The 26,757-nt window shown below is 56.5% G+C and carries 24 protein-coding genes and 1 tRNA gene; 12 read left to right on the top strand and 13 right to left on the bottom strand.

Annotation, left to right across the window (positions count from 1 at the left end):
* Positions 1 to 129: 129 nt before the first annotated feature.
* From ACE38U_RS16505 to ACE38U_RS16495, 3 genes are all read left to right on the top strand, one after another.
* Positions 130 to 224 (top strand) — tRNA-Sec (locus ACE38U_RS16505).
* Positions 211 to 1,140, top strand: coding sequence for a DUF6216 family protein (locus ACE38U_RS16500; RefSeq protein ID WP_375530151.1), 930 nt, complete (start codon positions 211 to 213; stop codon positions 1,138 to 1,140). Before ACE38U_RS16505 ends, ACE38U_RS16500 begins: the two co-directional genes overlap by 14 nt.
* Positions 1,137 to 1,316 carry a hypothetical protein gene (locus ACE38U_RS16495; RefSeq protein WP_375530150.1) on the top strand — a complete coding sequence of 60 codons (180 nt, stop codon included), beginning with the start codon at positions 1,137 to 1,139 and terminating at the stop codon, positions 1,314 to 1,316. Before ACE38U_RS16500 ends, ACE38U_RS16495 begins: the two co-directional genes overlap by 4 nt.
* 84 nt (positions 1,317 to 1,400) lie before the next feature.
* Here ACE38U_RS16495 and ACE38U_RS16490 read toward each other — a convergent pair whose 3' ends face one another.
* The gene (locus ACE38U_RS16490; protein WP_176981256.1) at positions 1,401 to 2,012 is read right to left on the bottom strand and encodes a hypothetical protein; all 612 of its coding nucleotides are present in this window, start codon (positions 2,010 to 2,012) and stop codon (positions 1,401 to 1,403) included.
* 298 nt (positions 2,013 to 2,310) lie between these two features.
* On the opposite strand from ACE38U_RS16490, the gene ACE38U_RS16485 reads away from it, so the two are divergent.
* Positions 2,311 to 2,589, top strand: coding sequence for a hypothetical protein (locus ACE38U_RS16485; protein WP_038477676.1), 279 nt, complete (start codon positions 2,311 to 2,313; stop codon positions 2,587 to 2,589).
* Here ACE38U_RS16485 and ACE38U_RS16480 read toward each other — a convergent pair.
* On the bottom strand, positions 2,586 to 3,365 hold the full coding sequence (locus tag ACE38U_RS16480) for an SDR family oxidoreductase (protein WP_375530149.1): 780 nt from the start codon (positions 3,363 to 3,365) through the stop codon (positions 2,586 to 2,588). The genes ACE38U_RS16485 and ACE38U_RS16480 overlap by 4 nt on opposite strands.
* 109 nt (positions 3,366 to 3,474) lie before the next feature.
* On the opposite strand from ACE38U_RS16480, the gene ACE38U_RS16475 reads away from it, so the two are divergent.
* The gene (locus tag ACE38U_RS16475) at positions 3,475 to 4,377 is read left to right on the top strand and encodes a LysR family transcriptional regulator (protein ID WP_375530148.1); all 903 of its coding nucleotides are present in this window, start codon (positions 3,475 to 3,477) and stop codon (positions 4,375 to 4,377) included.
* 14 nt (positions 4,378 to 4,391) lie between these two features.
* Here the strand turns inward: ACE38U_RS16475 and fhuE are convergent, their stop codons facing one another.
* On the bottom strand, positions 4,392 to 6,557 hold the full coding sequence (gene fhuE / locus ACE38U_RS16470; protein ID WP_038477667.1) for a ferric-rhodotorulic acid/ferric-coprogen receptor FhuE: 2,166 nt from the start codon (positions 6,555 to 6,557) through the stop codon (positions 4,392 to 4,394).
* A 367-nt stretch (positions 6,558 to 6,924) separates the two neighbouring features.
* Between fhuE and emrD the strand changes: the two genes are divergently transcribed.
* Positions 6,925 to 8,109, top strand: coding sequence for a multidrug efflux MFS transporter EmrD (gene emrD, locus ACE38U_RS16465; RefSeq protein ID WP_038477662.1), 1,185 nt, complete (start codon positions 6,925 to 6,927; stop codon positions 8,107 to 8,109).
* A 1-nt stretch (position 8,110) separates the two neighbouring features.
* Here the strand turns inward: emrD and dsdC are convergent, their stop codons facing one another.
* Entirely contained in the window at positions 8,111 to 9,046 is a 936-nt protein-coding gene (gene dsdC / locus ACE38U_RS16460) for a DNA-binding transcriptional regulator DsdC (RefSeq protein WP_038477658.1), read from the bottom strand.
* A gap of 223 nt (positions 9,047 to 9,269) precedes the next feature.
* Here dsdC and dsdX point away from each other — a divergent pair, with 223 nt between their 5' ends.
* From dsdX to ACE38U_RS16435, 5 genes are all read left to right on the top strand, one after another.
* Complete coding sequence (gene dsdX / locus ACE38U_RS16455) at positions 9,270 to 10,607, top strand: D-serine transporter DsdX (RefSeq protein WP_038477655.1); 1,338 nt, start codon at positions 9,270 to 9,272, stop codon at positions 10,605 to 10,607.
* Positions 10,608 to 10,624: 17 nt separating this feature from the next.
* Positions 10,625 to 11,953 carry a D-serine ammonia-lyase gene (gene dsdA / locus ACE38U_RS16450; RefSeq protein WP_375530147.1) on the top strand — a complete coding sequence of 443 codons (1,329 nt, stop codon included), beginning with the start codon at positions 10,625 to 10,627 and terminating at the stop codon, positions 11,951 to 11,953.
* Positions 11,954 to 12,285: 332 nt separating this feature from the next.
* Positions 12,286 to 13,680 (top strand): MFS transporter, encoded by a 1,395-nt coding sequence (locus tag ACE38U_RS16445; RefSeq protein ID WP_375530146.1) that lies wholly within the window; start codon positions 12,286 to 12,288, stop codon positions 13,678 to 13,680.
* Between the two features lie 87 nt (positions 13,681 to 13,767).
* Positions 13,768 to 14,805 carry a LacI family DNA-binding transcriptional regulator gene (locus ACE38U_RS16440; RefSeq protein WP_375530145.1) on the top strand — a complete coding sequence of 346 codons (1,038 nt, stop codon included), beginning with the start codon at positions 13,768 to 13,770 and terminating at the stop codon, positions 14,803 to 14,805.
* Positions 14,802 to 15,785: a nucleoside hydrolase gene (locus ACE38U_RS16435; protein ID WP_038477643.1), complete on the top strand. Its 984-nt coding sequence runs from the start codon at positions 14,802 to 14,804 to the stop codon at positions 15,783 to 15,785. The genes ACE38U_RS16440 and ACE38U_RS16435 overlap by 4 nt, the downstream gene beginning before the upstream one ends.
* Before the next feature lie 28 nt (positions 15,786 to 15,813).
* Here ACE38U_RS16435 and ACE38U_RS16430 read toward each other — a convergent pair whose 3' ends face one another.
* From ACE38U_RS16430 to ACE38U_RS16395, 8 genes are all read right to left on the bottom strand, one after another.
* Positions 15,814 to 16,536, bottom strand: coding sequence for an amino acid ABC transporter ATP-binding protein (locus tag ACE38U_RS16430; protein ID WP_038483089.1), 723 nt, complete (start codon positions 16,534 to 16,536; stop codon positions 15,814 to 15,816).
* Positions 16,523 to 17,287, bottom strand: a complete 765-nt coding sequence (locus ACE38U_RS16425) for an amino acid ABC transporter permease (protein WP_038477640.1) — start codon at positions 17,285 to 17,287, stop codon at positions 16,523 to 16,525. Before ACE38U_RS16425 ends, ACE38U_RS16430 begins: the two co-directional genes overlap by 14 nt.
* 39 nt (positions 17,288 to 17,326) lie before the next feature.
* Positions 17,327 to 18,091, bottom strand: coding sequence for a basic amino acid ABC transporter substrate-binding protein (locus tag ACE38U_RS16420; protein ID WP_144244101.1), 765 nt, complete (start codon positions 18,089 to 18,091; stop codon positions 17,327 to 17,329).
* Positions 18,092 to 18,204: 113 nt separating this feature from the next.
* On the bottom strand, positions 18,205 to 19,173 hold the full coding sequence (locus ACE38U_RS16415; protein ID WP_375530144.1) for a cellulase family glycosylhydrolase: 969 nt from the start codon (positions 19,171 to 19,173) through the stop codon (positions 18,205 to 18,207).
* 121 nt (positions 19,174 to 19,294) lie between these two features.
* Entirely contained in the window at positions 19,295 to 20,008 is a 714-nt protein-coding gene (locus ACE38U_RS16410) for an RES family NAD+ phosphorylase (RefSeq protein WP_375530143.1), read from the bottom strand.
* Positions 19,995 to 20,801 carry a hypothetical protein gene (locus tag ACE38U_RS16405; protein ID WP_218167003.1) on the bottom strand — a complete coding sequence of 269 codons (807 nt, stop codon included), beginning with the start codon at positions 20,799 to 20,801 and terminating at the stop codon, positions 19,995 to 19,997. Before ACE38U_RS16405 ends, ACE38U_RS16410 begins: the two co-directional genes overlap by 14 nt.
* A 161-nt stretch (positions 20,802 to 20,962) precedes the next feature.
* Positions 20,963 to 22,285 carry a 6-phospho-alpha-glucosidase gene (locus tag ACE38U_RS16400; protein WP_038477635.1) on the bottom strand — a complete coding sequence of 441 codons (1,323 nt, stop codon included), beginning with the start codon at positions 22,283 to 22,285 and terminating at the stop codon, positions 20,963 to 20,965.
* Positions 22,282 to 23,904, bottom strand: coding sequence for an alpha-glucoside-specific PTS transporter subunit IIBC (locus ACE38U_RS16395; RefSeq protein ID WP_038477632.1), 1,623 nt, complete (start codon positions 23,902 to 23,904; stop codon positions 22,282 to 22,284). The genes ACE38U_RS16400 and ACE38U_RS16395 overlap by 4 nt, the downstream gene beginning before the upstream one ends.
* Before the next feature lie 225 nt (positions 23,905 to 24,129).
* Here ACE38U_RS16395 and ACE38U_RS16390 point away from each other — a divergent pair, with 225 nt between their 5' ends.
* A complete protein-coding gene (locus ACE38U_RS16390; RefSeq protein ID WP_038477629.1) occupies positions 24,130 to 24,873 on the top strand; it encodes a GntR family transcriptional regulator in 744 nt (247 codons plus the stop codon).
* Here the strand turns inward: ACE38U_RS16390 and ACE38U_RS16385 are convergent.
* A complete protein-coding gene (locus ACE38U_RS16385) occupies positions 24,868 to 26,526 on the bottom strand; it encodes a putative transporter (RefSeq protein ID WP_375530142.1) in 1,659 nt (552 codons plus the stop codon). The genes ACE38U_RS16390 and ACE38U_RS16385 overlap by 6 nt on opposite strands.
* Positions 26,527 to 26,757 lie beyond the last annotated feature (231 nt).

The raw sequence follows: 26,757 nt of genomic DNA, 5'->3' as shown, positions 1-26,757 counted from the left end.
CTTATGGGCCGTTAGATTGATTTGGTGAATAATTTCACTTTAGGCGCAGGATATATTCTTACTGACCCATTGGGTAGCAGCAGGAAACCCGGTATACTGCGCCCCGCCTCCATGTAGCAATGAAGGCGCGGAAGGTCGTCGTCTCCGGTGAGGCGGCTGGACTTCAACTCCAGTTGGTGCCGCCAGCGGCGCCGGGCAGGTTCGACTCCTGTGACTTTCCGCCAAGTTTCTACTTCAATAATAATATATAGTTATATATCTGTTGTTGATTGGATTGCTTATCTCATGGAAAGTGTTGCGGCTCTAATCGTGAAGTATGACACTATAATTAATAGTGTATTCTGGTTATTAATATTGTTATTTATTTTTTCTTATATTAGCTTCCGTGCAGGCTCTGGATATAGCATTGTAAACAGATTTTGGCATTTCTTCCTTGGAACCTCTTCATTTACCGATAAAAAATTAAACTCTTTTTGGACTGACAGAAGTGATATTGAGCACTTTAACATGCTCTTCAATGTCAATGCTAAAAATAAAATAGAAATAAAAAGATTTATAACATGGGCAACTATTAATAAAATCGATATCACTAAAGTATCCAGAGCAAAAGGATGGTATAATATATCAACCTTAGAATTATTGACTCCCCGAAGAAAAACCACTTTTTTCATATTTATATGTTCATTTTTCTTTATATATCTATCATTGGCAGCACTCACTATTGCTATAAAACCAGCTGCACTAGTCAGAATAGATAATAATGAACCATGGATATGGGTAGGTAAAAATCAAACTACAAACTATTTCCCAAATATCAGCCTAAGGCAACTTCAGTGGGAAAACTGGTCACTATCAACAAAAGACTGTAATAATAAAAAATTTGATCGTAATAGTTTCTCGACTAAGAGCAGGTTAAAAATAGAAACTATTGATATGTTATGTAGTAGTTATTCTAGCATAGAGGATCAAAAAAATATATTAGCAGTAATTAAAAAGCAGAACGCGTTCTATTTTATATCAGTCATCCCTTTTATATATGGAATTTATTTCTTCATTTTATGCCTCAGAAGAGTACTGGCTATTGAGTTATCTTATGAGATTAAACGAAAAACCATTTCCGACAAAATGAATAAAAGATGATGAACATTAATAATTCATTTTTCTTTGATATTACCGGCCTGTTATTCGAGATGACTAATGCGCTAGTAGAGGATTTAAAAGCGCCCCGCTTTGTTCGAACAGATTCAGGTCTGGCAATGATCGATAGCCAGGCCGGAAATAATCTTCACCAGACCCTCACCCTGCCCTCTCCCTAAAAGGGAGAGGGGAAAATACGGTTCAGCGATTCGGCCTGTATAGCTGCAAACAAGCATCGCCGTTGTTCTGAGAATCGCCACAAATTACATCGGTGGCGTCAGCCCGTTAACCCCGGCGGAAATCCCGCGCGCGACGGCCTGGCCTTTGTCGTCTTTGGTGGCAAACAGCACCACTTTCGCGCCAGGCTTCAGCACGGATTTGTCGGCAGGGCTGATCAGCACCACCGGCACGTCGTCCGGCACCTGTACGGTTTTCTGCTGGCCGTGGAATTTCACCGTCATGGTGCGCCCGTGGCTATTTACGAGGGTGCCGACGGTGCCGTTGGTCATGGTGTTAACCTGGCCGTTGGCGGACTCAAATGGATTAAACCCTTCCCCGGAGCCGCGCAGGCTCGGCGCAAAAACGTGCACCTCCAGCGCCTTCAGCGTGCCGTCCGCCTGCGGTACGGCGGCGGTGCCGATAAAGCTGTCGGGTTTGATGTCGCTCATCTTCGCTTCGCTCACGCCGTTGATTCGGGTCTTATCCGTCAGGCCAACGGAGAGCTTTTCGCCCTGCCGGGTGGTGATTTGCAGTGAGGAATCATTGACCGAGTCAATGGTGCCGCGCACCGGGGTAATAACATTGTCCGCCGCCACTGCGCCAACGCTCAGCAGCAGGAGGCTTAAGGCCGGGATAAACAAACGAGGCTTGATCATGCTTTCTCCAGAATCAGGTCAGGTTAAGAACTGCTCTGGATCAAGATTAACCGCCAAATGAATCCCGGGGGTGAAAGAGTGTGTTCAAACGTTTCCTGAACTACCCGAAACGTGCTCTTTTGCGAAGCGAATAAGGCGCTTAATCAGCACGGCATGACCTGTTCGCAGGCGTTATCAGCATTCTGAGCGGCTCACTATTTCGTGATAAGCTGCGCAATATTGGCGACAGATAAAGCGCATCAATATGTTGATGCGCGATACTGCCTCACTTTTATTACTTGCCACTTCAGGAAGAAAAATGGCCTATAAATATGCGCTTGTACTGCTGGCTCCGCTGCTGCTTGCGGCCTGCTCATCATCGGACAATTCAGGGATGGATCGCCAGGACAGGCAGCGGCTGGACGACAGCTTTATGCGCTCGCCGTGGCCCGACCCTTACTACAACAGCCGCTACCTCACCCCGGAACAGCGCCAGGACATCCGCGACAGGATCCGCGCCGACCAGCTGGAAGCCAGAGGGCGCCGGGATAACAGCACCGACAGCGGCGACGGCTTTGGCCAGCCGGTACATTTCTAAACGGTTGGCACCGTCCCGCCGTCAATGATGTACTCCGTGCCGGTGATCGCGGCGGCACGGTCTGAGGCCAGGAAGGCGATCAGGTTCGCCACTTCTTCTGGTTTTGCCGGGCGGCCAAGCGGAATTCCACCCAGAGAATCCATAATGATCTGCTTGCCACCTTCATAATCCGTGCCCGCCTGCAGCGCCAGCCGCTCCGCCAGGCGAACAGAAGCCTCGGTTTCAATCCAGCCCGGCGCCACACGCAGCACCCGCACGCCCTGCGGGGACACCTCTTTCGACAGGCTTTTGCTGTAGGCGGAAAGCGCCGCTTTAGCCGCCGCATAGGCCGTGGTGGCCTCCGGCAGCGGTAAAATCCGCTGAATGGAAGAGACGTGGATAATCACGCCTGCCCCCTGCGCCGTCATGCCCGGTAGCAGCGCCCTGTCCAGCCGCACCGCCGGGAAAAGGTTAAGCGCCAGCTCGCGCTGCCACTGTTCTTCGTCCAGCGCCGCGTAACCTCCGGCCGGGGAGGATGAGCCGCCGAGCATATGCACGATGATATCCACGCCGCCGAGCCGCGCCTGCACGGCTTTTACCAGCTGCTCGCAGCCCTCACGCGTGGCGAGATCCGCCGCCACAAACTCTTCATCACCAACGTTTTCAGGCGCATGGCGGGCCACGGTCATCACCTGCGCGCCCAGCTCGCGGAACAGCGCTACGGTCGCCGCGCCAGCGCCCTTCGTGCCGGACGTCACCAGCGCTCTCTTGCCCTTCAGCGTCAAAAAGTCAGTCATTTTACGTTCTCCAGAAAGTCGATTTACCTGCCGTATCTCTACTCTAAGAACGCGGTATAATTTAAACAATTGGGACAAACCGGGATGAAATGATGAAGGAATCGGGACAATGTCGCGCATAGCCCTCGGCGATATCGAAGCCGTGCAGGCGATCGCCCGCCGGGGATCTTTCCGTGCGGCAGCTATCGATCTGGGCGTTTCAACCACGGCGCTCAGCCATACGCTGGCAAAATTTGAGGCCGAGCTTGGCGTGCGCCTGTTCAACCGCACCACCCGCAGCGTGTCGCTGACGGAGGCCGGGAGGCTGTTTATCGAGAGAGTCAGCCCGTCCCTTCAGGGGCTGAACGACGCCCTGGAGAGCGTGCGGGCGCACCGCGATACGCCGTCCGGCGTGCTGCGCATCAACGCGCCGCCTTTTGCCGCTCGCCAGGTGCTTTCGTCGCTGGTTTTTGAATTTTTACGCCGCTATCCGGATATGCAGGTGGATATCGTCACCGAAGGAAAACTGGTTGATATCGTTGCGGAAGGTTTCGACCTTGGCGTGCGCGTGGCCGGGCTGGTGCCTGCCGATATGATTGCACTTTCGCTTGGGCAGCCGCAGCGCTTCGCCGTCGTTGCATCCCCGGCTTATCTGGCGGAGCACGGCACGCCGCTAACGCCGGGCGATCTGCTGGCTCACGCCTGTATTCGCGTCAGGCTGCCGGACGGTTCCCTCTATCGCTGGCATCTGGAAAAACAGGGCGAAGTCGCGGCAATTGATGTGCGCGGCCCGCTGACGCTGGACGAAGCCTCGCTGGCGCGGGAGGCGGTGCTGGAAGGAATGGGGATTGGCTTTTTCATGGAGCAAAACGTCGCCGACGAAATCCGCGCCGGCAAGCTGGTTCACCTGCTGGAAGCGTGGACGCCGCCCTTTCCGGGGCTTTGCCTTTACTATTCCGGCAGGCGGCATCCTTCCGCCGGGCTTGCCGCCTTCCTGGCCCTGGCGCGGGAAAGAAGTCAGGGAGGTCACTGACCTCCCTGTAACGCTTAGAAGCTGTAGATTGCCGTCAGTGAGAAGCTGCGCGGCGCGCCGTAAACCACATAATCGGACAGCCAGGATTCATATTCTTTGTCGAACAGGTTGTTGATGTTGCCCTGTACGGCGAAGTTTTTCGTCACCTGGTAGCGGGTGAAGAGATCCACCAGCGCGTAGCTGCCCTGTTTAATACGCGTATTTCCGTTCGGGCCGTAGGCATCCTGCCAGGTTTTACCCTGCCAGTTCACGCCGCCGCCCACGGTCACTTCCGGCAGCATCGGCAGCTGATAACGGGTAAACAGCTTCAAGGTGGTGCGCGGCTGGTCAGGGTTCACCGCCTCACCGTTACTGTCGTCCGCCACATAGCGGGAAGCGCCAAAGGTGAGCTGCCAGTTATCGGTCAGCGCGCCGTTCAGCTCGAACTCCACGCCACGGCTCACGGTGCCGTCCACGGATTTATACGCCGTTTCGCCAGGGTTGCCGTTAACCGGCGTGCCGAGCGACTGAGCAACTTTATCCTGCTCGATGCGGAACACCGCCAGCGAGGTGGTCAGGCGCGTGTTAAACCAGTCCGCCTTCACGCCCGCTTCGTAGCTCTTCCCGGTGGTAGGGTCGAGATAATCGCCGTTAACGTCGCGCTTGTCGGTTGGCTGGAAGATGGAAGTGTAGCTGGTGTAGGCCGACCAGGTGTCGTTGATGTCGTAAACCAGGCCCGCGTACGGCGTCACGTCATGTTTTTTGCTGCTCAGGCTGGTTTGCGGGGCGGTGGACGGATTGTAGTCCGCATCCCATTCGGTGTAGCGGGCGCCCACGATCAGGTGCAGCGGGTCGGCCAGCGAGAAACGCGCTGCGGTGTAGGCAGCCTGCTGGCGCACCACGTCTTTGCTGTACAGCGAGAAGGCAGACCAGCTCGGGTCCGCTACGTTGCTGTAGAAGCTGTCCATCGCGATGCCGCCGTAAGGCAATCCGGTGTTCGGCATGGCGTTATCATAGTGATTGCGCTGGCGGCTGTAGCTACCGCCAAACATCAGCTCATGCTGGCGGCCAAGCAGGTCGAAGCCCCCGCGCACAAACGCATCCACCGAATCCTGCTTACGTTCGCCCCGGTTCCAGCCGCCGTAAGCGCTGGTGCCAGCGCCGGTCACTTTATCCGGGAAGCCGGTCACGTACATCAGCTTAGAGTCGAAGTTGGTTTCGGCGTGCAGCGTGTTGATGCGCGCCTCCCAGCCGTTATCAAAGCGCTGGACCAGATTGGCGAACACTTTGGTGGCGTCTTTGTTGGAGTAAGCCCAGTCCGGCGCGGTGGTGGCGCTGCGGCTGAAGTGCGTGCGGCTGCCGTCGGCATACCAGGTTGGCAGGCCGCCCCAGGTCGGGCTGTCGTCGTTACTTTCCTGGTAGTCGTAGCCGACGGAAAGCGTGGTGGAGTCGGTCAAATCGGCATCCACCACGCCATAGATGAATTTCTTGCGGAAATGGCTTTTGTCCAGCCAGGTGTCATTGTCCTGGTAGCCGGTGATCACGCGGCCCCGCACGTTGCCGGACTCGCTCAGCGGCGCGGAGAGATCCGCCACATAGCGCTGCTTGCCCCAGCTCCCGTAACTGGCGGAAACGTTGCCTTTAAACTCACGGCTGTCGGCGTGCTTGCGCACCATATTGATGTACGCCGATGGATTGCCGCTGCCGCTCATCAGCCCGGCCGCGCCGCGTACCACTTCGATATTTTCGTATACGGCGGCATCCGAGCCGGTGTCGCCGAAGTCCCAGACGTCGCTAACCTGAGTGGGCATGTCGTCGTAGGCATAGTTGCTGATGAAGAAGCCACGCGCGAAGTAAGTCGCGCGGCTGCTGTCCACCAGCTTAGTGCTGATGCCGGTGGTGTTATCCAGCACGTCGCCGATGGTTTGCAGGTTTTGATCCTGCATGCGCTGCTGGCTGATGACGCTGACGGACTGAGGAATATCGCGCGGGACCAGCAGCAGTTTGGTGCCGGTGGTGGTGGTTTTGACGCTGTAATCCTGCGCCTGCCCTGCCAGCGGATTATCCGCCTGAGTGTTCACCGTGATGGTGTCTTCCGCCTGCGCAGGGGGAAGCAGCGCCAGCGCAACGGCCGCCGCCAGCAGTGATGGGCCGCCTGCCCGTAACGTGAACCGTTCCCTGGAGAAGTTAACAAATGCCATGTTAAACCCTCATTTTGAATTTTTATGGTGCGGCGGCGTTTTCCGGTGCCGGCACTTTTTTGATTTTTATAAAGACGCGCACGATTAAATGCGGATGAGAAATATACGCATTTGTATTTAACCTGTAAACAAATGTAATTCCCTGAGGGTTAACGAAGATTGCACCGTTGCGGGGCAAAAAAGGGCGTTCGGTGGCAATAAAAATTGCCGCTTTCGCTTTACAAGGCAACACGTAAATCTGTTGTTAAAACAGCCTCATCATCTGGCTTATTGCCAAGGTTGTGATAGATTCTTCTCGTTTTCAAAACATACACAGCAAAATACGCTGCGAAGCATCTCTCTCTTTTCAGATAAACGATCGAACGCCATGAGAAAGTTAGCCAATATCCACCTGCTGATGATGTTGATTCTGCTGGTTGCTGTCGGGCAGATGACACAGACGATTTATATTCCTTCGATTCCCGATATGGCTCATGAAATGGGCGTACGCAGCGGCGCAATTCAGCGCGTGATGGCGGCCTATTTGTTTACCTACGGCGTGTCGCAGCTGTTTTATGGCCCGCTTTCCGACCGCATTGGCCGCCGCCCGGTGATCCTCGCCGGCATGGTGATTTTCATGCTGGCCACGCTCGGCGCGATGTTTACCACTAATTTGCATATTCTGGTGCTGGCGAGCGCCCTGCAGGGGATGGGCACCGGCGTGGCCGGGGTGATGGCGAGAACCATGCCGCGCGACCTTTACGAAGGCGGCGATTTACGTCAGGCCAATAGCCTGCTGAACATGGGTATTCTGGTGAGCCCGCTGCTGGCACCGGTTATCGGCGGGATGCTGGACAGCGTCTGGGGCTGGCGCGCCTGCTACGGTTTCCTGCTGCTGCTGTGCGCCATTGTGGCGTTTTCTATGTGGCGCTGGCTGCCGGAAACCCGCCCGGCGGACGCCGCGCCGCCGCGCCTGATGCGCAGCTACAAAATGCTGCTCGGCAATATCTCCTTTAACTGCTATTTGCTGATGTTAGTCGGCGGGCTGGCGGGCGTGGCGGTGTTTGAAGCCTGCTCCGGCGTGCTGATGGGTGGCGTGCTTGGCCTGAGCGGCGTGGTGGTCAGCATCCTGTTTATTCTGCCTATACCGGCGGCATTTTTTGGCTCCTGGTATGCGGGCCGCCAGAACGTGCGCTTCCCCAGCCTGATGTGGCAGGCGGTATTGAGTTGCCTGCTCGCCGGTATTTTGATGTGGATCCCTGGCTGGTTCGGCATCATGAATATCTGGACGTTGCTGGTGCCTGCAGCGCTGTTCTTCTTCGGCGCAGGCATGCTGTTCCCGCTGGCGACCAGCGGCGCGATGGAGCCGTTCCCGTTCCTCGCCGGTACCGCAGGCGCGCTGGTTGGTGGCCTGCAAAATATCGGCTCCGGCGTGATGGCCTGGTTCTCCGCGCTGATGCCGCAAACCGGGCAATACAGCATCGGAATGCTGATGACGGCGATGGGCGTGCTGATCCTGTGCTGCTGGCTGCCGCTGGCGCAGCGATTCCAGCATCACAGCGAGACGGTGTAAGTTATTTTGCCTCTTCGGCCAGGGCTTTAAGCCAGCTGATAAAAGCGTCAATCTTCGGCCATTGTCGGCCAGCAAGGGTCGAAATGTAGTAATGCTGATGGCATTTCAACGTTTTATCCCCAAAAGGGGCGATGAGTTCGCCCCGCTCCAGCCGCTTCTGCACCAGCCTTTTTCGCCCCATCGCCACGCCAACGTGGTTCATCGCGGCAATCACCGCCAGGTCAGAGCGATCGAAACCAATACCGGTCGAAGCGGGCAGCTCAATGCCAAACTGCTGCGCCCAGCTGTACCACTCGTCGGTGCCGGAATCATTGCTCCACGCCTGCCGGTCGTGCAGCAAAGTGCAGTGGCGCAGCTGAGAAGGCCGCGAATGAAGCTCAAAGCGGCGGGCATATTCCGGGCTGCAAACCGGCAGAATCGCCTCGTCCATCAGGAAATGGTGGCTCAGCTGCGAGGACGGCGCATCGTCAAAATAGAGCGCCAGATCGATGCCTGCACGCTGTAAATTCAGGTTGTCGTTCCCGGTCAGAATGGTTAACGAAATAGAAGGGTAGCGCTGGGTAAAATCTCCCAGCGCGGGCACCAGCCAGCACTGGGCAATCGACGGCCTTGAGTACACGGTCAGCGTGCCGGAGAGTTCCTGATTTTTGATATCCAGAATCTCCTGATTCAGCGTATCCAGAGACGATTTCAGCGCCCAGAACACCCGCTTGCCTTCATGCGTCAGCTCCACTTTACGGTGCGAGCGAACAAAAAGCTGGATCCCCAGCTCCTCTTCCAGCTGGTTTATCCGGTGGCTAACGGCGCTGGGGCTCAGCGACAGTTCATCCGCCGCCAGCGCAAAAGATTGATGGCGCGCCGCCACCTCAAAGGTGTACAGCTTCGACAGCTGCCAGCCGTTTAATAACCGATTGCGCCCTTCGCGTGACGTTTCCATCGTGACCTCCTTCTCAATTCCAGCTGCCCAGTTTAAAAAATCCACGGCTAACCAGCAGCATTTAGTTGAATAAAACCGAACCTGAAACACAATTCATCGCCTTATTTCGACGCAAATCACTCTCCTGATTCAATCTGGCTCATGTGAAAGATCAGTTTTATCGTTTGTCAGCCCAGGCGCATTTTTATCCAATAGCCCGCAATGATGCACAGGAGGATAACCAATGGGATCGCAAATCTGGGTGGTGGGTACGCTGCTTGCCAGCATAATTTTAATCGTGCTGACCATCGTAAAACTGAAGCTTCATCCTTTCCTCGCGCTGCTGCTGGCGAGCTTTTTCGTCGGCGTGATGATGGGCATGGGCCCGCTGGAGATGGTTAACGCGGTGGAAAGCGGCATCGGCGGCACGCTGGGCTTTTTAGCCGCGGTCATCGGACTAGGCACCATTTTGGGAAAAATGATGGAAGTTTCCGGTGCCGCCGAGCGTATTGGCCTGGCGCTGCAGCGCTGCCGCTGGCTCTCCGCCGACGTGATTATGGTGCTGGTCGGGCTGATTTGTGGCATTACGCTGTTCGTTGAGGTTGGCGTGGTGCTGCTGATCCCATTGGCGTTTTCCATCGCCAAAAAGACCCACACTTCGCTGCTGAAGCTGGCAATCCCGCTGTGTACCGCGCTGATGGCGGTTCACTGCGTGGTGCCACCCCACCCGGCGGCGCTGTTCGTGACCAATAAGCTCGGCGCCGACGTAGGCACCGTGATTGTGTATGGCCTGGCGGTTGGCCTACTGGCGTCTCTGGTGGGTGGCCCACTTTTCCTGAAGTGCCTGGGCAATCGCCTGCCTTTTAAATCCGTTCCCGCCGAATTTTCGGATCTGCAAACGCGAGACGCGGCTTCTCTGCCGTCTTTGAGCGCCACGCTGTTTACCGTGCTGCTGCCTATTTTCCTGATGCTGGCGAAGACGCTCGCGGAACTGAACATGACGCCGGGCAGCACGACGTATACCGCGCTGGAGTTCATCGGCAACCCAATTACCGCGATGTTTATCGCCGTTTTCGTGGCCTATTATCTGCTGGGCCTGCGCCAGAACATGGGTATTGCTACGCTGCTGAACCACACCGAGACCGGCTTTGGCTCCATTGCTAATATCCTGATGATCATCGGGGCCGGCGGCGCGTTTAACGCCATCCTCAAGGCCAGCGGCATGGCAGACAGCCTCGCGCTGAGCCTTTCCAGCCTGCATATGCACCCGATCCTGCTGGCCTGGCTGGTTGCCCTTATTCTTCACGCCGCCGTCGGCTCCGCGACCGTGGCGATGATGGGTGCCACGGCTATCGTTGCCCCGCTGCTGCCGCTCTATCCCAACGTTAGCCCCGAGATTGTTACGCTCGCGATTGGCTCCGGCGCTATCGGCTGCACCATTGTGACCGACTCGCTGTTCTGGCTGGTGAAGCAATACTGCGGCGCCACGCTCCATGAAACCTTTAAGTACTACACCACGGCGACATTCATCGCTTCTTTAGTTGCACTGGCTGGCACATTCCTGCTTTCCTTTATCATCTGAGCGCCAGGAGGCTCGTTATGAAATCGACAGAATTAAACGCATTAACCGAAAAATTCCCGCTGCTCAGCGAGCTTACCGCCCTGAACGAAACGACCTGGTTTAACCCAGGAGCAACCTCCCTTGCCGAAGGCTTGCCGCATGTTGGCCTGACAGAGCAGGACGTGAAAGAAGCGCATGCCCGGCTGGCTCGCTTTGCGCCATATCTGGCGAAAGCCTTCCCGGAAACCGCAGCAACCGGCGGTATTATCGAGTCAGAGCTGGCCGCAATTCCGGCGATGCAAAAGCGGCTGGAAAAAGAAAATGGGCAGACAGTCTGCGGCAAGCTGTGGCTGAAAAAAGACAGTCACCTTCCTATTTCCGGCTCGATTAAGGCTCGCGGGGGCATTTATGAAGTCCTGACTCACGCGGAGAAACTGGCTATCGAGGCCGGGTTGCTTAGCCTTGAAGATGACTACAGCCAGCTGCTGTCCCCTGAATTACGTGAGTTTTTCAGCCGCTACAGTATTGCCGTTGGCTCTACCGGCAACCTGGGGCTGTCGATTGGTATCATCAGCGCCCGAATCGGCTTCCGCGTCACGGTGCATATGTCCGCCGACGCCCGCGAATGGAAAAAAGCCAAACTGCGCAGCCACGGCGTTGAGGTGGTTGAATATGCGGAAGATTACGGCGTCGCCGTTGAGCAGGGGCGAAAAGCCGCCGAGGCGGACGCCAACTGTTTCTTTATCGATGATGAAAACTCCCGCACGCTGTTCCTGGGTTACGCCGTCGCCGGGCAACGGCTGAAAGACCAATTCTCACGGCAGGCTATTACCGTTGATGAGCAGCATCCTTTGTTCGTCTACCTGCCCTGCGGCGTCGGCGGCGGCCCCGGTGGCGTAGCATTTGGGCTGAAGCTGGCCTTCGGCGATCACGTTCACTGTATTTTTGCCGAGCCCACTCACTCCCCCTGCATGCTGTTAGGCGTTTACACCGGCCTGCATGATGCGCTTTCCGTGCAGGATATCGGCATCGATAACCTGACCGCCGCCGACGGCCTGGCCGTGGGACGGGCTTCCGGCTTTGTCGGCAGAGCGATGCAAAGGCTGCTGGACGGCTTCTATACCGTGGACGATCAAACGCTGTACAACATGCTCGGCTGGCTGGCAGAAGAAGAAAATATTCGTCTGGAGCCTTCGGCCCTGGCCGGAATGGCCGGGCCGCAGCGAGTTTGTGCCACGACTTCTTACCACGAGCTGCAGGGTTTCAGCGCCCGACAGCTTAATAACGCGACGCACCTGGTCTGGGCCACCGGGGGCGGTATGGTTCCTGAAGCTGAGATGGCACAGTATTTAGCGAAGGCTCGCTGATATTCCCCCTCACCCCAGCCCTCTCCCCAAAGGGGCGAGGGAGAAAAACCAGCCTATATCGCTACTGATTCACTCCTCTCCCTCGACTCTATCTCCAGGAGACGAGGGAGAAAACCCACGCCTTGCCCTGGCCGCCGTTCTGTCCCCTCTCCCTCTGGGAGAGGGTCGGGGTGAGGGTCATCTTCCCCGTCATATTTCTGTCATTTAGTTACCTTACTCTCACTTTTGGTTTAATCATTTGATCTATCTACGCGCGTAGATACACTGCGAGAAATGATTAAAAAATGGCATCATCGCCGACGGATAACGTTCGATCTCTGTGAGACCCCCTAATGACGACAAGCACTTTCTCTCCTCCTCCGGCTGACGCACAGCACGCTGCTGAGGAACGCCTGGCGACGCCCGAAGGCAAACGCGATTTTGTTCGCGCAACCTTCTCCTGCTGGCTTGGCACCACCATGGAATACGCCGACTTTGCGCTTTACGGCCTGGCGGCAGGGATAATCTTTGGTGACGTCTTCTTCCCGGATGCCACGCCGGTCATGGCGCTGCTTTCAAGCTTTGCCGCTTACTCCGTCGGGTTCGTTGCCCGGCCGATAGGCGCCCTGCTGTTTGGCAGGCTGGGCGACCGCTACGGCAGAAAGATGGTGATGATCATTACTATTGCGCTGATGGGCTGCTCCACCACGCTTATTGGCCTGATCCCGAGCTACGCGCAAATTGGCATCTGGGCGCCAACCTGCCTGGTTATTCTGCGTTTTGCTCAAGGGCTGGGCGCAGGCGCGGAGCTGTCCGGCGGCACCGTGATGCTGGGTGAATATGCCCCGGTCAAACGTCGCGGCCTGGTCTCTTCCATTATCGGGCTGGGCTCCAACAGCGGCACGCTGCTGGCCTCGCTGACCTGGCTGCTGGTGCTGCAGATGGATAAAGAAACGCTGCTCTCCTGGGGCTGGCGCATTCCGTTCCTGTGCAGCATGTTGATCGCCGTTGTCGCCCTGGTCATCCGTCAGCATCTGCGTGAAACGCCAGTCTTTGAACGGCAGAAAGCGCTGCTGGAAGCCGAGCGCAAACAGAGCCTGGAAAAAGGGCTGGCCCAGCAGCAGAAAGACCCGCGCAGCTTCTGGCAACGCACTCGCGCTTTCTGGACGATGGTCGGGCTACGCATTGGCGAGAACGGTCCGTCTTATCTCGCACAGGGATTTATCATCGGCTACGTCGCTAAAGTGCTGGCGGTAGATAAATCCGTCCCCACGCTGGCGGTGCTGATTGCCTCGATGCTGGGCTTCGCGATTATTCCTTTTGCCGGCTGGCTTTCCGACCGCTTTGGCCGCCGTATCGTTTACCGCTGGTTCTGCCTGCTGTTAATTATCTATGCCTTCCCGGCCTTTATGCTGCTGGACTCACGCGAGCCGATGATTGTTATACCGACCATCGTCGTCGGTATGGGGCTGGCTTCGCTGGGGATTTTCGGCGTGCAGGCGGCCTGGGGCGTAGAGCTGTTTGGCGTCACCAACCGCTACACCAAAATGGCGTTTGCCAAAGAGCTTGGGTCGATACTTTCCGGCGGAACCGCGCCGCTGGTTGCCGCCGCGCTGTTGTCCTGGACCGGGCACTGGTGGCCTATCGCGCTCTACTTCGCGGTGATGGCGGGGATTGGGTTGGTAACAACCTTCTTTGCCCCGGAAACCCGAGGTCGCGACCTTAATCTACCGGAAGACGCTATTTGATTTGTCACAGTGTTGACGGCGATTTTTACGGAGCAAAGCTTTATGCTGTGGCTCCGTTTATCGCCCGCCAAATAAAGCAGGTATTCAGTGACTAAGCCTCATGTGCACCGCGTTACCCGCGCTGAAGTCGCCAAAGAAGCAGGCACTTCCGTTGCGGTCGTCAGCTACGTGATTAACAACGGCCCTCGCCCGGTTGCGCAGGCCACCCGTGAGCGCGTGCTCGCCGCTATAAAGAAAACCGGCTATCGCCCGAACGGCATCGCCAGGGCTTTAGCCAGTGGCACCACGCGCACCTACGGCTTAGTCGTGCCCAATATCGCCAACCCGTTTATCTCGTCCATGGCGCACGCTCTCCAGCAGGAGGCATTTGCCGATGGCCGGGTGCTGCTGCTGGGCGATTCCGGTGATGACCGCGCCCGCGAGCTGGAGCTTATCAACAACCTGCTGCATCGCCAGGTCGACGGGCTGATTTATACCAGCGTCGACAGGCATCCTTACATCGATCTTATCCAGGCCAGCGGCACGCCTTGCGTCATGCTGGACAGGGTCGAACCGGAGCTGAACGTCTGCTCAATTCAGGTTAACGAGCAGCACGCCGCCCGGCGAGCAACCCGCCATTTGATTGAGCATGGCTATCGCGATATCGCCATTATTTGCGGGCCGCAGGAGATGCTGAACACTCAGGATCGTATCAGCGGCTGGCGGCTGGCGCTGGAAGAGGCGGGCCTTGCCGTTCGCCCGGAATGGATTTTTTCAACGGATTACACCCGCCAGGGCGGCTACGACGCAACAAAGCAAATGCTGGCCGGCGAACTGCCTCGCGCGCTGTTTGCCACCAATGAACAACAGGCCTTTGGCTGCCTGAGAGCGCTGTCTGAACATGGACTTTCCGCGCCGAAAGATCTGGCGCTGGTGTGCTTTAACGGCACGCTGGAGTCAGCCTTTAACGTCCCGTCTTTGACCACCGTGCGCCAGCCGGTCACGCAGATGGCGAAGAAGGCCGTCGAGATGCTGAAAAAATGGGACGGGCAGCCGCATAAATATGAATTCGATTTTGAGCTGGAGATCGGCGAGTCCTGCGGCTGCCGCTCCCTCACCACAAGCAGGAAGTCACAGGTAACATGAAGCGTTTAATTATCGATTGCGATCCGGGTAACGGCGTTGCCGGGGCTAACGTAGACGATGGTCTGGCTCTGGCCCTTGCCCTGGCGGCGCCGGAGATTTCTCTGGAGCTTATCACCACCGTGTCCGGCAATACGCCAAGCGAAGTGGGCTACGCCGTGGCGTCTGATTTAGTCGCCCGGCTGGGCGTGTCCGTTGAGGTTGCCAGGGGCGCCTCGCGCGCGCTGATTGAGCCGTCGGCGCCGTGGCGTGAACACCTGGATCATAAGGTCGATAAAGTGGGCCTGCGCCATCTCTGGAAGGACGTGATTGCCCCGCAAATGCTGGCCGAAGTGGCCCCGCTGGCGGTGCATAAGATGGGCGAGCTTATCTGCGCGAATCCGGGTGAGATTTCGCTGATTGCCATTGGGCCGTTAACCAACGTGGCGCTGGCTTTGCAGCTGTATCCGCAGATGGCGAACGCGGTGAAAGAGATAGTGATTATGGGCGGCGTGTTTAACGTTGACGGCTACCTGAAGGACACCAATTTTGGCGTTGACCCGGAGGCCGCGCACGCCGTGCTAACCAGCGGCGCAAACATCGTTCTGGTGCCGATGGATGTCACTACCCAAACCATGATGACGCACGAGGATTTGGATGCGCTGGCCACCTGCGATAACCGCCTGAGCCGTTTTCTCGTCGAAACCATTCGTCCGTGGATGGATTTTTCCATGCAGACTCGCCAGCTACCGGGCTGCTGGATCCACGATGTGCTGACCGTCGCCTGGCTGCTTGAGCCAGAACTTGTGAGCTGGACGGAGGATTATGTGGACGTGTCCCTGAACGGGCTGAGCCGGGGCAGAACGCTGCGTTATGGCCCGGAACATTTGCGGCTGGCGGTGAACGTTGACGCCCCGCAGGGCAAGCCGGTCACGCTGCTGCAAACCGTGGATAACCAGAAGCTGCTGGCGCTTATCGACAGGCACATCCGCCAGTTTGCATAGAAGAGAGAGGGCGCTTAAGCGCCCTTTTTTACAGCACCTTGCTGAGGAAGGCCTGAGTTCGCGGGTTTTGCGGCGCGCTAAAGAGCTGCGCTGGTACGCCCTGCTCCTGAATGACGCCCTGGTCGATAAAGATAACCCGGTCCGCCACTTCGCGGGCAAAGCCCATTTCATGGGTCACGATGATCATCGTCATCCCTTCCTGCGCCAGCTGTTTCATGACCGCCAGCACTTCGCCGACCAGCTCAGGATCCAGCGCAGAGGTTGGCTCATCGAACAGGATAATCGACGGTTCCATCGCCAGCGCTCGGGCAATCGCCACACGCTGCTGCTGGCCGCCGGACAGGCTTGAAGGCCAGGCGTCGATTTTGTCCAACAGCCCCACCTTTTGCAGCAGCTTCTCGGCGCGATTCACCGCTTCCGCTTTTGACAGCCCTTTCAGCGACATCGGCGCCATAATCAGGTTTTCCAGCACCGTCATGTGCGGGAACAGGTTAAAGCGCTGGAACACCATGCCCACGCCTTCACGCAGCGTGTTGAGGTTAGTTTTTGGGTCATGTACCGCGAAACCATTCACCACCACTTCGCCGCCGTCCGGTTTTTCCAGCGCGTTCAGGCAGCGCAGAAACGTACTTTTGCCGGAGCCCGAAGGGCCAATCACGCAAACTACTTCCTGCGGCGCGATATCGCAGGAGATGCCGCGCAGCACGTGAGTTTTGCCAAATTGTTTCTGTAAGTCCTTAACGTGAATCACTTTTGCCAAGCCTCTTTTCCATATGTTGCACCAGCAGCGATAGCAGGAACGTCAGAACCCAGTACACCACGGAGATGGTCAGGTACGGTTCCCAGTAGGTCGCGTAAGCGCCGGAAACGGTACGCGCCGCGTAGGCCAGGTCGGCAAGGCCGATGGCGGAAGCCAGCGACGAGTCTTTCACAATAGCAATCGCGTTGTTGCCCAGCGGCGGCAGGATGCGGCGGAAAGCCTGCGGCAGAATAACCTTGCGCATCGTTTTGCCCCAGCCCATGCCGAGGGCGCGTGAAGCTTCCATCTGCCCTTTATCGATGGACTGAATACCGGCGCGGAAAATCTCGGACACATAGGCCCCGGCGTTCAGGGTGATCGCCACCACGCAGGAGAGAAATGCGCCGTACTCGGAACGTAGCTCGCGGGCAAAGTCCACGGACATCATCCCGCTGGTGATCATTACCCCGTCGCGCGGGTTAATAAACAGCGGCACCAGCGCAAAGTGAACCACCATGATCTGCACGAACAAAGGCGTGCCGCGAAACGCGCTGACGTAAACGCGTACCGGCCACTGCACTGCATAACGCAGCACGTGTTTCCACGGGCCGTCGTCGGCGTGAGCCATACGGCCCAGCCCCAGCAGCAGCCCCCACGTTGTGCCTAAAATCACGCAGATAATGGTGCACTTGATGGTCATCAGCGCGCCCTGCATAAATAACGGCGCGTATTCTGAGATTATCTCCCAGCGAAATCCGGTCATACCTGTCCTTGTTGGGGCCGGAGCGGCCCCGATTGAAAATTACTCTGCCGGGAGGGTTGGAACGTTGTTGTCAAACCAGGTGGCGTAAATTTTAGCGTAGGTGCCGTCGGCGATGATTTTCTTCAGGCCAGCGTCGATTTTACCCTTCAGCTCGGCGTTGCCTTTAGCCACCGCAATGCCGAAGTATTGGCGTTCAAACTTGCTGTCCGGAACCAGCTTCAGCGGTTTCTCCGGGTGGGATTTGATGTAGTACTTCACCACGCCGACGTCGCCAACTGCGGCGTCGATGCCGTCTTCGGTCAGCTCCTGCAGCATCAGCGGGGTGTTATCGAAACGTTTGATATCAGTGCTGTTTTTACCCAGGACGTCGGAAACAACGATGTCGCCGGTGCTGGAGTTAACCACGCCCACTTTTTTGCCTTTCAGGGCGGTAACGGAGTCTACTTTAGAGTCGGTCGGTACCACGATGGACTGCTCGGCCGGGAAGTACGGGGTGGAGAAATCGACCATCGCTTTACGCTTGTCGGTGATGGTGATGCCGGAAATGATGATGTCGCGGTCGCCGGAGTTCAGCGTGGCGAAAATGCCTTCCCACGGGGTGTTAACCAGCTTGATATCAAAGCCTTCCGCCTTCGCGACGGCTTTGATGATATCGATATCAAAACCTTCCAGCTGCTTCTGGCTATTTTCGTATTCAAACGGACGGTAGGTGCCGCCGGAACCCACAACGTAGGTTTGCGCCAGCGCCTGTGCAGAGCTGAACAACGCCGCGAGTAAACACCCGCCAACCACTACTGATTTCATCGCTTTAGTGAACATAGAAGCCCCTGGATATATGATGTTTTTATGCAGTTAATATGCATAAAAATACATAATTAGCCGAAAGGCAGCAACAGATAATTCACCATGAGCGACAATTACTGGCACTGAGGCTTAAGAATGGCGTCCAGCACCGGCACCATATCCGTGCGCCAGGCACCCTCTTCCCCATCATAGAATTTTTCATCGCCGTTGATCGCATACGGGATCTGCGCTTTTTGCAGCTCACAGGCGACAAACGTCGCCATCGCTACCTGCTGATCGAGCGGTAATTTGCTGCCTGGCGACCAGTTACCCACCCAGGAAAGATGGCCGGTTTTCTGCTGCCAGCGCACGGCCGTTTCAATGCGGGCATGAATCGCGGCTTTTTCAGCATCCGTGCCGGTGGTCCACTGGTTTTTTCCGTTCCAGGTTTTGCCATTCCAGTTTTTCGGGCCGCCCGGCATCAGATGCCAGTCAGCCATGACCAATCCGTGGCGGGATTCAGGTATTTTAAGCGTACTCAGCGCTTCCGGAGAGGCGTGGTTGCGGGGTGCGACAAAGATGTGCCGCTGCGGACTGATTTTATGAATCGCCTTCACGGTTTTGTCGTAAATTTGGTTCAGCAGCTGAGGATTGGCGCTGAGTTTTTCCTCCGGCTGCCCGATAATATCGAACACCAGCGAATTATCGTTTTTAGCAAAGAACCGCGCCACGGTCGTCCACCACTCGACGATATCCTCTGCGTTGTCCGAGGTCGGCTTGGCTTTCAGTTCCGCCGCCCGGTAGCTTATCACCGGCACGATATGGTACTGCTCGCAGGCGTCCACAATGCGCCGCAGATGCACCAGCTTTTGATGCGTTATCGACCCCGCAACACGAATGCGGACGTGGCCAAACCCGCGCTGCTGGAAATCACGCACCGCCAGAGGATCGAACTCACGAATGCCTCGCTCCGTTACCGCCCAGTCAACGTTCATCCCCACCCCAAGCTGACTGGTCCAGGTGGGCGGCAGGGCTTCCTGTTGCGCAGCAAACGCGCTGGCACAGAAAGAGAGGGCAACCAGAATAAGAGTCGGCTTTAACATCGGCGGCACGTTACTTAGCGAAGGAAAACTAATATTTAGCATGCTTTTACCGTTTGCGGGGAGTGAGGATTGCAATAAAAAATGAATGGTGATGCCGAGTGTGAAGGATTGCCAAAGCGGACTACTCGTCGCTGAGCACAATGCCAAGCCTGTCCGCCATCTTCACAATCTCTTCAACCACTTCTGGCGCTGAAAATATCCCGCAGGCTTCACGCTGAAACGCCAAATCCTCAGGACCAGCTCTGTCACCGTAAAAAAGGAAAGCACTGCTGTCATCATGCTGTCGGGACTTCCAGACCATGCCGTCAATCGTGGGATTTTGATAATGAATCGCGCACGCCCAGCGCTGCGTTTGCGGGTACACCAGACGATCGCTTAAAAGAAATAACTGCTTTGATAACCGCATCCGGTAGAGGTCTGCCGTTTTAAGCGTCACCAGCGTCAGGTCTCGCTTAAGCACCAGTTGACTCATTCCCCAGTGCCGCCACGGCCTGATGGATAAAAACCCCCGCCGCTCGCCGCCAATCAGGTCGTGAAAAAGCGTTTCTGCCAGCGCCCCTGCCATGCTGTCTGCCGCATACAGGCTCGGAACCAGCCGCCCCTGCGAATCTTTAAAGGGGCTGAATCTCGCACCGTAATCGTTGCCGGTTAGCTCGCGCCCAGGATTAAAACTGTTTCCAGGCCAGGTCATAGCATGACAGCGATAAAGGATCTTTCCCGCCGGTAAAGTTTCTTTAAAAATCGGGATCGCGTCCCCCGGCTCAGGGAGTTCAGGGGCAAGCAGCACAGGCTCACCAAAAGGGGCTCTCGTTTTGGCCTCATCACTCGGCGCCATCCTGCAGCCTCCTGACCTCATATTCAGCAGCCTGGAGCACGTTCGCCGGATAAGTGGACACCATTTCGGCAGGCGTTTTTCCTGCAAGCAGGCCGTTAGAGGTAGCAAACCATTCGGCCAGCCCCCAGGCCGTTTTGTGCTCAGCGAAGGTGTCCAGAATCGCTTTCATCACCGGCAGAGGACGGTAGTTTTCATCAAGGCCATAGCGCGGATAGACGTTCCCAATGCCGTGTTTAATCACTGAGAAAATTTTTCCGGCCGCCTTCCAGCGCGTTGGCTGAGCCGAGACATTCTTTGTCGAGTAACCGCCCAGCATGGCGATTTCATGCGTGGTCAGCCAGCCTTCGTCCGTTAATCGCTCCCTGGCCTGCACCAGTCGCGCCTGGTTGATAACCCCGCGCTGTTGAGCCAGTGAGGGCGAACCGCTTTGCTTAGGGTAATGTCTTGCCGGGTTCGCACTGTAGCTTGCTGATGGTTCATGGGCGACAAGGGCTCCCTCACCGAAAAGCTTCTCGCCGTAGAGTTCCACCAGCTTTTCATAGCCGTCATTAAGTTCCAGCCCCTGCTGCTGCGCTTGTAGCTCTTCGGTCGCCTGCAGCAGGTGAGTGAGTTGGGTATGCAGTCCTTCCAGCCCGGAAACGCCGCCGCGCAGCGCAAGCTGCAGGGTCAGCCCTGCTTCGCGCTTGCTGTTTTGCTCGCGAACACCTTTTGCTAGCGTGAGTTTTACGCTCTCGCTGTCAAACAGCACCCGGTCTTTTTTCTTCTCAATGCGCCCGATTTGTCTGGATATCATAGCCCCTCCAAAATAACCTTTCTAACCAACCTAACCTTAATAACCCTTACCACTTTATAAGTTTGCATAAAAAATGTCCAGACTGGAGAGCGTTATCTGGAAAGCATCGCCATAAAAAAAGCGCGACGTCTCCGCCGCGCTTCGTAATCACTCTAGAAAACTTATTTCAGTTCAGGCCAGTACTCTTTGTTCGCCTCAACCAGGTCGTCCAGGATAGCTTTGGCGACGGACGCGCTCGGCACGGTTTTCGACAGGGTGATCGCCTGCCACAGTTTCTGGTAAGAGCGGTGCTCCCAGGCATCCACCACCAGTTTTTCCACCGCAACCTGCTGGCTCATCAATCCTTTCTGGAACTGAGGGATGTTTCCCACCACCAGCGGTTCCGGCCCGTCTTTGCCGACCAGGCAAGGAATTTCAACCATCGCTTCCGGGTCGAAGTTATTGATGGCCCCGTTGTTCGGCACAATCAGCAGCATTCGCTCCTGGGTGTTAAAAGCAATCGCCGTCGCAAGGTCAACGATGTAGGAGGCGTGTTCATCAATTTCCAGCTCGCCTGCGGAGGATTTCCCCGCGCTGATAATGGCGTTGCAGGAGCCAAATACGTGTTTCTCACGGTGATCCATCACCTCATTCGCCCTGGTACGCTGCGGGTTGGAGTGCTGCACCACGTAGTCAGGATAGAGATAGTATTTCAGGTAGGTGTTCGGCAGCGTATCAGGGTCGAGCGCCCAGACATCCTTCGCTTTGGCAAAGGTGTCGTTCCAGCTGGCTTCTGTACCGTGCTCGTCCGTTGGCGGCACGTAACCATGTTTAGCGACATGTTCGCGAATTTTCGGCATCAAATCGTTGCCGTCTTTATCTTCAACGTGGGTCCACCAGCCAAAGTGATTCAGCCCGTAGTAACGCACCTTCATCTCTTTGCGGTCCTTCAGGCCCACAATCTGCGCCATGCGGCTTTCAATGCCGATCGGCATATCGCAGATATTGAGGATTTTTGAATTCGGGCGCAGGCGACGGGTCGCTTCCGCCACGATAGCCGCCGGGTTGGAGTAGTTGAGCATCCAGGCGTTTGGCGAATATTTTTCCATGTAATCCACCAGCTCCAGCACGCCGCCGATTGAGCGCATGCCGTAGGCTATCCCGCCCGGGCCACAGGTTTCCTGCCCGAGCACGCCGTGGCGCAGCGGAATTTTCTCGTCTTTTTCGCGCATTGGATATTTGCCCACGCGAATATGCGCCATCACAAAATCCACGTCGCTGAACGCTTCCTGCGGGTCGGTGGTATAGCTGAAATCGATATCCGGCGCCTGCTCTTTCAGGATGATTTTGCAAGCCTCGGCGATGGTCTCCTGACGCGACCCGTCGTTATCGTAAAACTTCAGCGCACGCAGCGGGAAGCGGTTCTGGTTAGCCAACAGCATCAGCACGATGCCTGGGGTAAAAGTACTGCCGCCGCCTGCTACAACTACCGAGAATTTTTTCATGATACTGCCTCCGTCATGGATGGATTTTCGTCTGAGACTTGCTGCTTAATAAGGGTTTCAATCTGGTCGCGAATTTGCGGGACATGCAGCCCGACAATCACCTGAATGCCGTTGCCGCTGCGCACCACGCCGTGGGCGCCAAGGGCTTTAAACACTTCGTCGGCTTCGGTCAGCGCCATATCGGCGAGCGTGATACGCAGGCGAGTAGCGCAGTTATTGAGGCTGCCGATGTTCGCCGCGCCGCCAAGCGCCTGCAGGATGCCATAGGCCTGGCCGTGTTTTGCGTCCTGGCTCACCGCCGCACTGGTTTGCTGGCGAGCGGCCTGGTAATCAGCCTTGCTGTAGAGTTTGATTTCGCTGTCTTCCCGGCCCGGCGTTTTCAGGTTGAAGCGCAGGATTAAGGCGCGGAAAACCACGAAGTAGACGCCGGTAAAGGCGATGCCGATGCCTATCTGGGTAAAGACCATCGACGCGTGGTTATGGAACATGGGGATCCAGTTTTGCGGCAGGAACTGGTCAAGCAGGCCGCCGCCCATGTTGCCTACCACGCCCGCCATGTACATCACCGTTGCCATCGAGGCCGCCAGGAAGGCATGCACAGCGAACAGCAGCGGGGAGATAAACAGGAAGGTGAATTCCAGCGGTTCGGTAATGCCGACCAGCATGGCGGTTAGCGTCGCGGGGATTAGCAGCCCGGCAACCTTCACGCGGTTCTGCGGTGAAGCGGTGTAGTAAAGCGCCAGCGCGATGCCCACCGAGCCAAACACCTTCGAGTTGCCGTGCAGGGCAAAGCCGCCTTCCGGGAACAGGGATTTCAGCGAAGCGGTGCTCTGGCTGAACTCCTGCAGATGCTGTGCCCAGTACACCTGAATGCCGCCTTCAACCGCCGCCGGGCCGAAGATGAACGGACCGTAGACAAAGTGGTGCAACCCGGTGGGGATCAGGATGCGCTCAAGGAAGGTGTATACCCAGACGCCAAGCGCCCCGGCACCGCGTAAAAATGCCTGCAGCGATTCGATGCCGAGCTGCACTTTTGGCCAGCCGAGCAGCGTCAGCCAGGCGCAGGGGATCATCACAAGGAAAGCCACAATAACCACGAACGAGCTGCCCTGGAATATCCCCAGGAACACCGGCAGCGGCTTGTCAAAATAGCGGTTGTGAATGGCGGTGACGATGCCTGAGATAACAATTGCCCCGATGATACTGGTATCCAGCGTTTTAATGCCGGCCATCATCGTCAGGCCGCTGCCTGCGGTAGGTTCGAGGCTAAAGTCGACGCCGAAGTAATGCCCCCACGTCATCCCCATCGCGTTGATGAAATAGTTCCAGGTCAGGAAACTGACCAGCACCGCCAGGCAAGCTCGCGCCTGGGCCTGTTTCGCCAGGCCAATAGGCAAACCGACGGCGAAAATCAGCGGCATATTACGGAACACCGTCCAGCCGCCTTCTTCGATGATATGAACAATTTGAGCAAAAAGGGTGTCAGGTGCGGTGAGCGCCTCCCCAACAAACAGCGGGTTGCGCAGCATGATGGCGAGCCCGACCACGATCCCGGCAAAGGGGAAAAGCAAAACCGGGGTAAACATTGCACCACCAAAGCGTTGTATTTGACTGAGCATTTTTAAATCCTCATGTAACAACTTCATAAAGTAAGAGGCGGCCTTATTTTTTTAATCTGGCCTGAAACTGAGGATATGAGCCTCGGCGCACGCCCGCCGCGTCAGGCGCAGCGATTCGTGATCGTATTCATGGTTTTTATTTGGTCAAAGTTGTCTACTTTTAGTCTTGAAACTAGACAATTGATCGAAATGCAACGGCGAGATAAAGCCTGGAGATGTCCAGAGATGATCTACAAATCCATTGCCGACCGACTGCGGCTGCGGCTTAACTCCGCCGACTACACCATCGGCAGCCCGCTGCCCGGTGAGAAAAAACTCGCCGAGGAGTTTGGCGTTTCGAGAATGACCATCCGCAAAGCGGTGGCGCTGCTTATCGGCTGGGGGCTGGTTACACGTCGCCAGGGCAGCGGCACATGGGTCACTAAAAAAGATGTTCACCACGAAACCACCAATCTGACGGGGTTTGTGGAAGTGATGCACAGCCAGGGAAAAGAGGTGCTGAGCGAGGTGCTGGAGTTTAACGTGATGCCTGCGCCACCGGCGATTGCCAGCCTGCTGCGCATTAAAATAGACGAGAAAATTTACTACTCCCGCCGCGTGCGCGCCGTCGGCGGTAAGCCGCTGATGGTGGAAGACAGCTACATGCCGGTAAAGCTCTTCCGTAACCTGTCGCTGGCCCACCTTGAAGGGTCAAAATTCAGCTATATCGAAGACGAATGCCAGATAATCATTAGCGGCAACTATGAAACGCTGACGCCGGTTCTCGCCGACGCCAAAACGGCCAGGCTGCTGAACATCGCGGAGGCGACGCCTATTCTGCGCATCACGTCGCTCTCCTACAGCGATAAAGGCGAGTTTCTTAACTATTCGGTGATGTTCAGAAATGCCAGCGAATACCAGGTGGATTATCACCTACGCAGGGATCATACGAGGGTGCCGCCCGAGCAGCCGGGCGGCGGTGAGCTATAGACCCCAAAACAGCAGCACCAGCAGTTGGGGAGTAATAATGCGCAGGAACATCACCAGCGGGTAAACCGTGGCATAAGAAAGCGCGGCCGCACCGCTGGATGCATGCAGACCGTTGGCAAAGGCCAGCGCAGGCGGGTCGGTCATCGAGCCCGCCAGCATGCCGCACAGCGTCAGGTAGTTCATCTTCGCCAGCAGGCGAGCAAGCAGGCCGACGGTAATCAGCGGAATAGCCGTGATCAGAATGCCGTAGCCAATCCAGCTTACGCCGTCGCCCGCCAGCAGCGTGTCGATAAAATCCCCGCCGGACTTAAGCCCGACCACCGCCAGAAACAGCACGATGCCCAGCTCACGCAGCGCCAGGTTTGCGCTCGGCGGCATAAACCAGTACAGCTTGCCGATGCTACCAATGCGCCCAAGGATCAGCGCCATAATCAGCGGTCCGCCAGCCAGCCCAAGGCGCAACGCGGCCGGGAAACCGGGGATAAACAGCGGAATGGAGCCCAGCAGTACGCCAAGCCCGATGCCGATAAAGACCGGCAGCATTTGTACCTGCTGCAGCTTGTGCTGCGCGTTACCGACTTCTGCGGCCACCGCATCTATCGATTGAGGGCGGCCCACGAGGTTGAGGATGTCGCCAAACTGCAGGCTGGCATTGCTGCTGGCCACCAGCTCCACGCCCGCGCGGTTAAGTCGTGAAATGACGACGTCGTATTTTTGTTTTAGATGCAGATCGCGGATCTTCTTGCCTAAAACCTTCTCGTTCGTCACCACCACGCGTTCAACCCGCAGATCCGTGCCTCGCGTTGAAAGCGAAGTCTCCACCTCGGTGCCGATCACCAGCAGCGCTTTGTGCAGATCCTTTTCCGCCCCGACCAGGTGCAGCAGGTCGCCGGTCTGAACCAGGGCGCCTGGCGAAGGCACCATCAGCAATTCACCACGCTTGAGACGGGAACAGATTATCTCGTCACTGTTAAGAATAGGGATGTCCTGAATTGCCAGGCCGTTCAGGTTGGGGTTGGCAACGCAGATATTGATGGTCTGCAACTGAGCGTGATTTTGCCCGCTGCTGGCTTCAAACTGCTGCGCTTCTTTGTCGACGCTAACGCGAAATGCTATGCGCAGCAGCCACATGGTCATCAGGATGCCGCAAATCCCAAACGGGTACGCCATCGCGTAGCTCATCCCCATGTGGTCAACCAATTGTGCTGGCGTACCGAGATCGGTGAGGATCTGCTGCCCCGCCCCCAGCGCGGGGGTATTGGTGACCGCACCGGAGAAGATCCCCAGCACCACCGGCAGCGGAACATCAAACAGCTTATAGACCACGGCGGTGACCAGCGCACCCAGCACGACGATCAGAATAGCGAACAGGTTAAGCCGCAGGCCGGAGACGCGGAGCGAAGAGAAGAAGCCGGGCCCAACCTGAATACCGATGGTATAGACAAACAGGATCAGCCCAAATTCCTGAATAAAGTGCAGCATGTCACCGTTCAGGCCAATCCCGGCCTGATTAACAAAGTGGCCGACAATAATCCCGCCAAACAGCACGCCTCCGATACCGAACCCTACGCCACGGATCTTGATATTGCCGATCCACAGGCCCACTACGGCGACCAACGCCAGCATGCTGACGGTTAACGCTATTCCACTCATACTATAATCCCTGTGAATAACATTATTGTTACCAGGGATTCTGGCAGAGCTTCGGGCAGGTTAATGGGGTGGGGAGCACAAAAAAGGCCCCATTTCAGGGGCCTCAGGTTTGCTGGCAAAATTCACTGTACGTTGAAAGGCTGAACACCGATCGAATAAAAACAATGAATACTTTTCTCTGGTTTGCCCCAAACAGCCGAAAACCACGTTTTTCGGCTGCTTGTCATCAAT

Source organism: Cedecea selenatireducens (genome assembly GCF_042138895.1).
GTDB lineage: Bacteria > Pseudomonadota > Gammaproteobacteria > Enterobacterales > Enterobacteriaceae > Cedecea > Cedecea selenatireducens.
The sequence above is the reverse complement of the archived record's forward strand: the minus strand, read 5'-3'. Positions and strand labels throughout refer to the sequence as shown.

Bases quoted from the DNA above. Each gene is read 5' to 3' on its own strand.
- ACE38U_RS16480 (WP_375530149.1), bottom strand. From the start codon at position 3,365: ATGACTGACTTTTTGACGCTGAAGGGCAAGAGAGCGCTGGTGACGTCC.
- ACE38U_RS16385 (WP_375530142.1), bottom strand. From the start codon at position 26,526: ATGAGTGGAATAGCGTTAACCGTCAGCATGCTGGCGTTGGTCGCCGTA.
- ACE38U_RS16445 (WP_375530146.1), top strand. From the start codon at position 12,286: ATGACGACAAGCACTTTCTCTCCTCCTCCGGCTGACGCACAGCACGCT.
- ACE38U_RS16495 (WP_375530150.1), top strand. From the start codon at position 1,137: ATGATGAACATTAATAATTCATTTTTCTTTGATATTACCGGCCTGTTA.
- ACE38U_RS16415 (WP_375530144.1), bottom strand. From the start codon at position 19,173: ATGTTAAAGCCGACTCTTATTCTGGTTGCCCTCTCTTTCTGTGCCAGC.
- ACE38U_RS16390 (WP_038477629.1), top strand. From the start codon at position 24,130: ATGATCTACAAATCCATTGCCGACCGACTGCGGCTGCGGCTTAACTCC.
- ACE38U_RS16435 (WP_038477643.1), top strand. From the start codon at position 14,802: ATGAAGCGTTTAATTATCGATTGCGATCCGGGTAACGGCGTTGCCGGG.
- dsdX (WP_038477655.1), top strand. From the start codon at position 9,270: ATGGGATCGCAAATCTGGGTGGTGGGTACGCTGCTTGCCAGCATAATT.
- ACE38U_RS16490 (WP_176981256.1), bottom strand. From the start codon at position 2,012: ATGATCAAGCCTCGTTTGTTTATCCCGGCCTTAAGCCTCCTGCTGCTG.
- dsdA (WP_375530147.1), top strand. From the start codon at position 10,625: ATGAAATCGACAGAATTAAACGCATTAACCGAAAAATTCCCGCTGCTC.
- ACE38U_RS16400 (WP_038477635.1), bottom strand. From the start codon at position 22,285: ATGAAAAAATTCTCGGTAGTTGTAGCAGGCGGCGGCAGTACTTTTACC.
- ACE38U_RS16475 (WP_375530148.1), top strand. From the start codon at position 3,475: ATGTCGCGCATAGCCCTCGGCGATATCGAAGCCGTGCAGGCGATCGCC.
- ACE38U_RS16420 (WP_144244101.1), bottom strand. From the start codon at position 18,091: ATGAAATCAGTAGTGGTTGGCGGGTGTTTACTCGCGGCGTTGTTCAGC.
- ACE38U_RS16395 (WP_038477632.1), bottom strand. From the start codon at position 23,904: ATGCTCAGTCAAATACAACGCTTTGGTGGTGCAATGTTTACCCCGGTT.
- fhuE (WP_038477667.1), bottom strand. From the start codon at position 6,557: ATGGCATTTGTTAACTTCTCCAGGGAACGGTTCACGTTACGGGCAGGC.
- ACE38U_RS16410 (WP_375530143.1), bottom strand. From the start codon at position 20,008: ATGGCGCCGAGTGATGAGGCCAAAACGAGAGCCCCTTTTGGTGAGCCT.
- ACE38U_RS16405 (WP_218167003.1), bottom strand. From the start codon at position 20,801: ATGATATCCAGACAAATCGGGCGCATTGAGAAGAAAAAAGACCGGGTG.
- ACE38U_RS16485 (WP_038477676.1), top strand. From the start codon at position 2,311: ATGGCCTATAAATATGCGCTTGTACTGCTGGCTCCGCTGCTGCTTGCG.
- emrD (WP_038477662.1), top strand. From the start codon at position 6,925: ATGAGAAAGTTAGCCAATATCCACCTGCTGATGATGTTGATTCTGCTG.
- ACE38U_RS16425 (WP_038477640.1), bottom strand. From the start codon at position 17,287: ATGACCGGATTTCGCTGGGAGATAATCTCAGAATACGCGCCGTTATTT.
- dsdC (WP_038477658.1), bottom strand. From the start codon at position 9,046: ATGGAAACGTCACGCGAAGGGCGCAATCGGTTATTAAACGGCTGGCAG.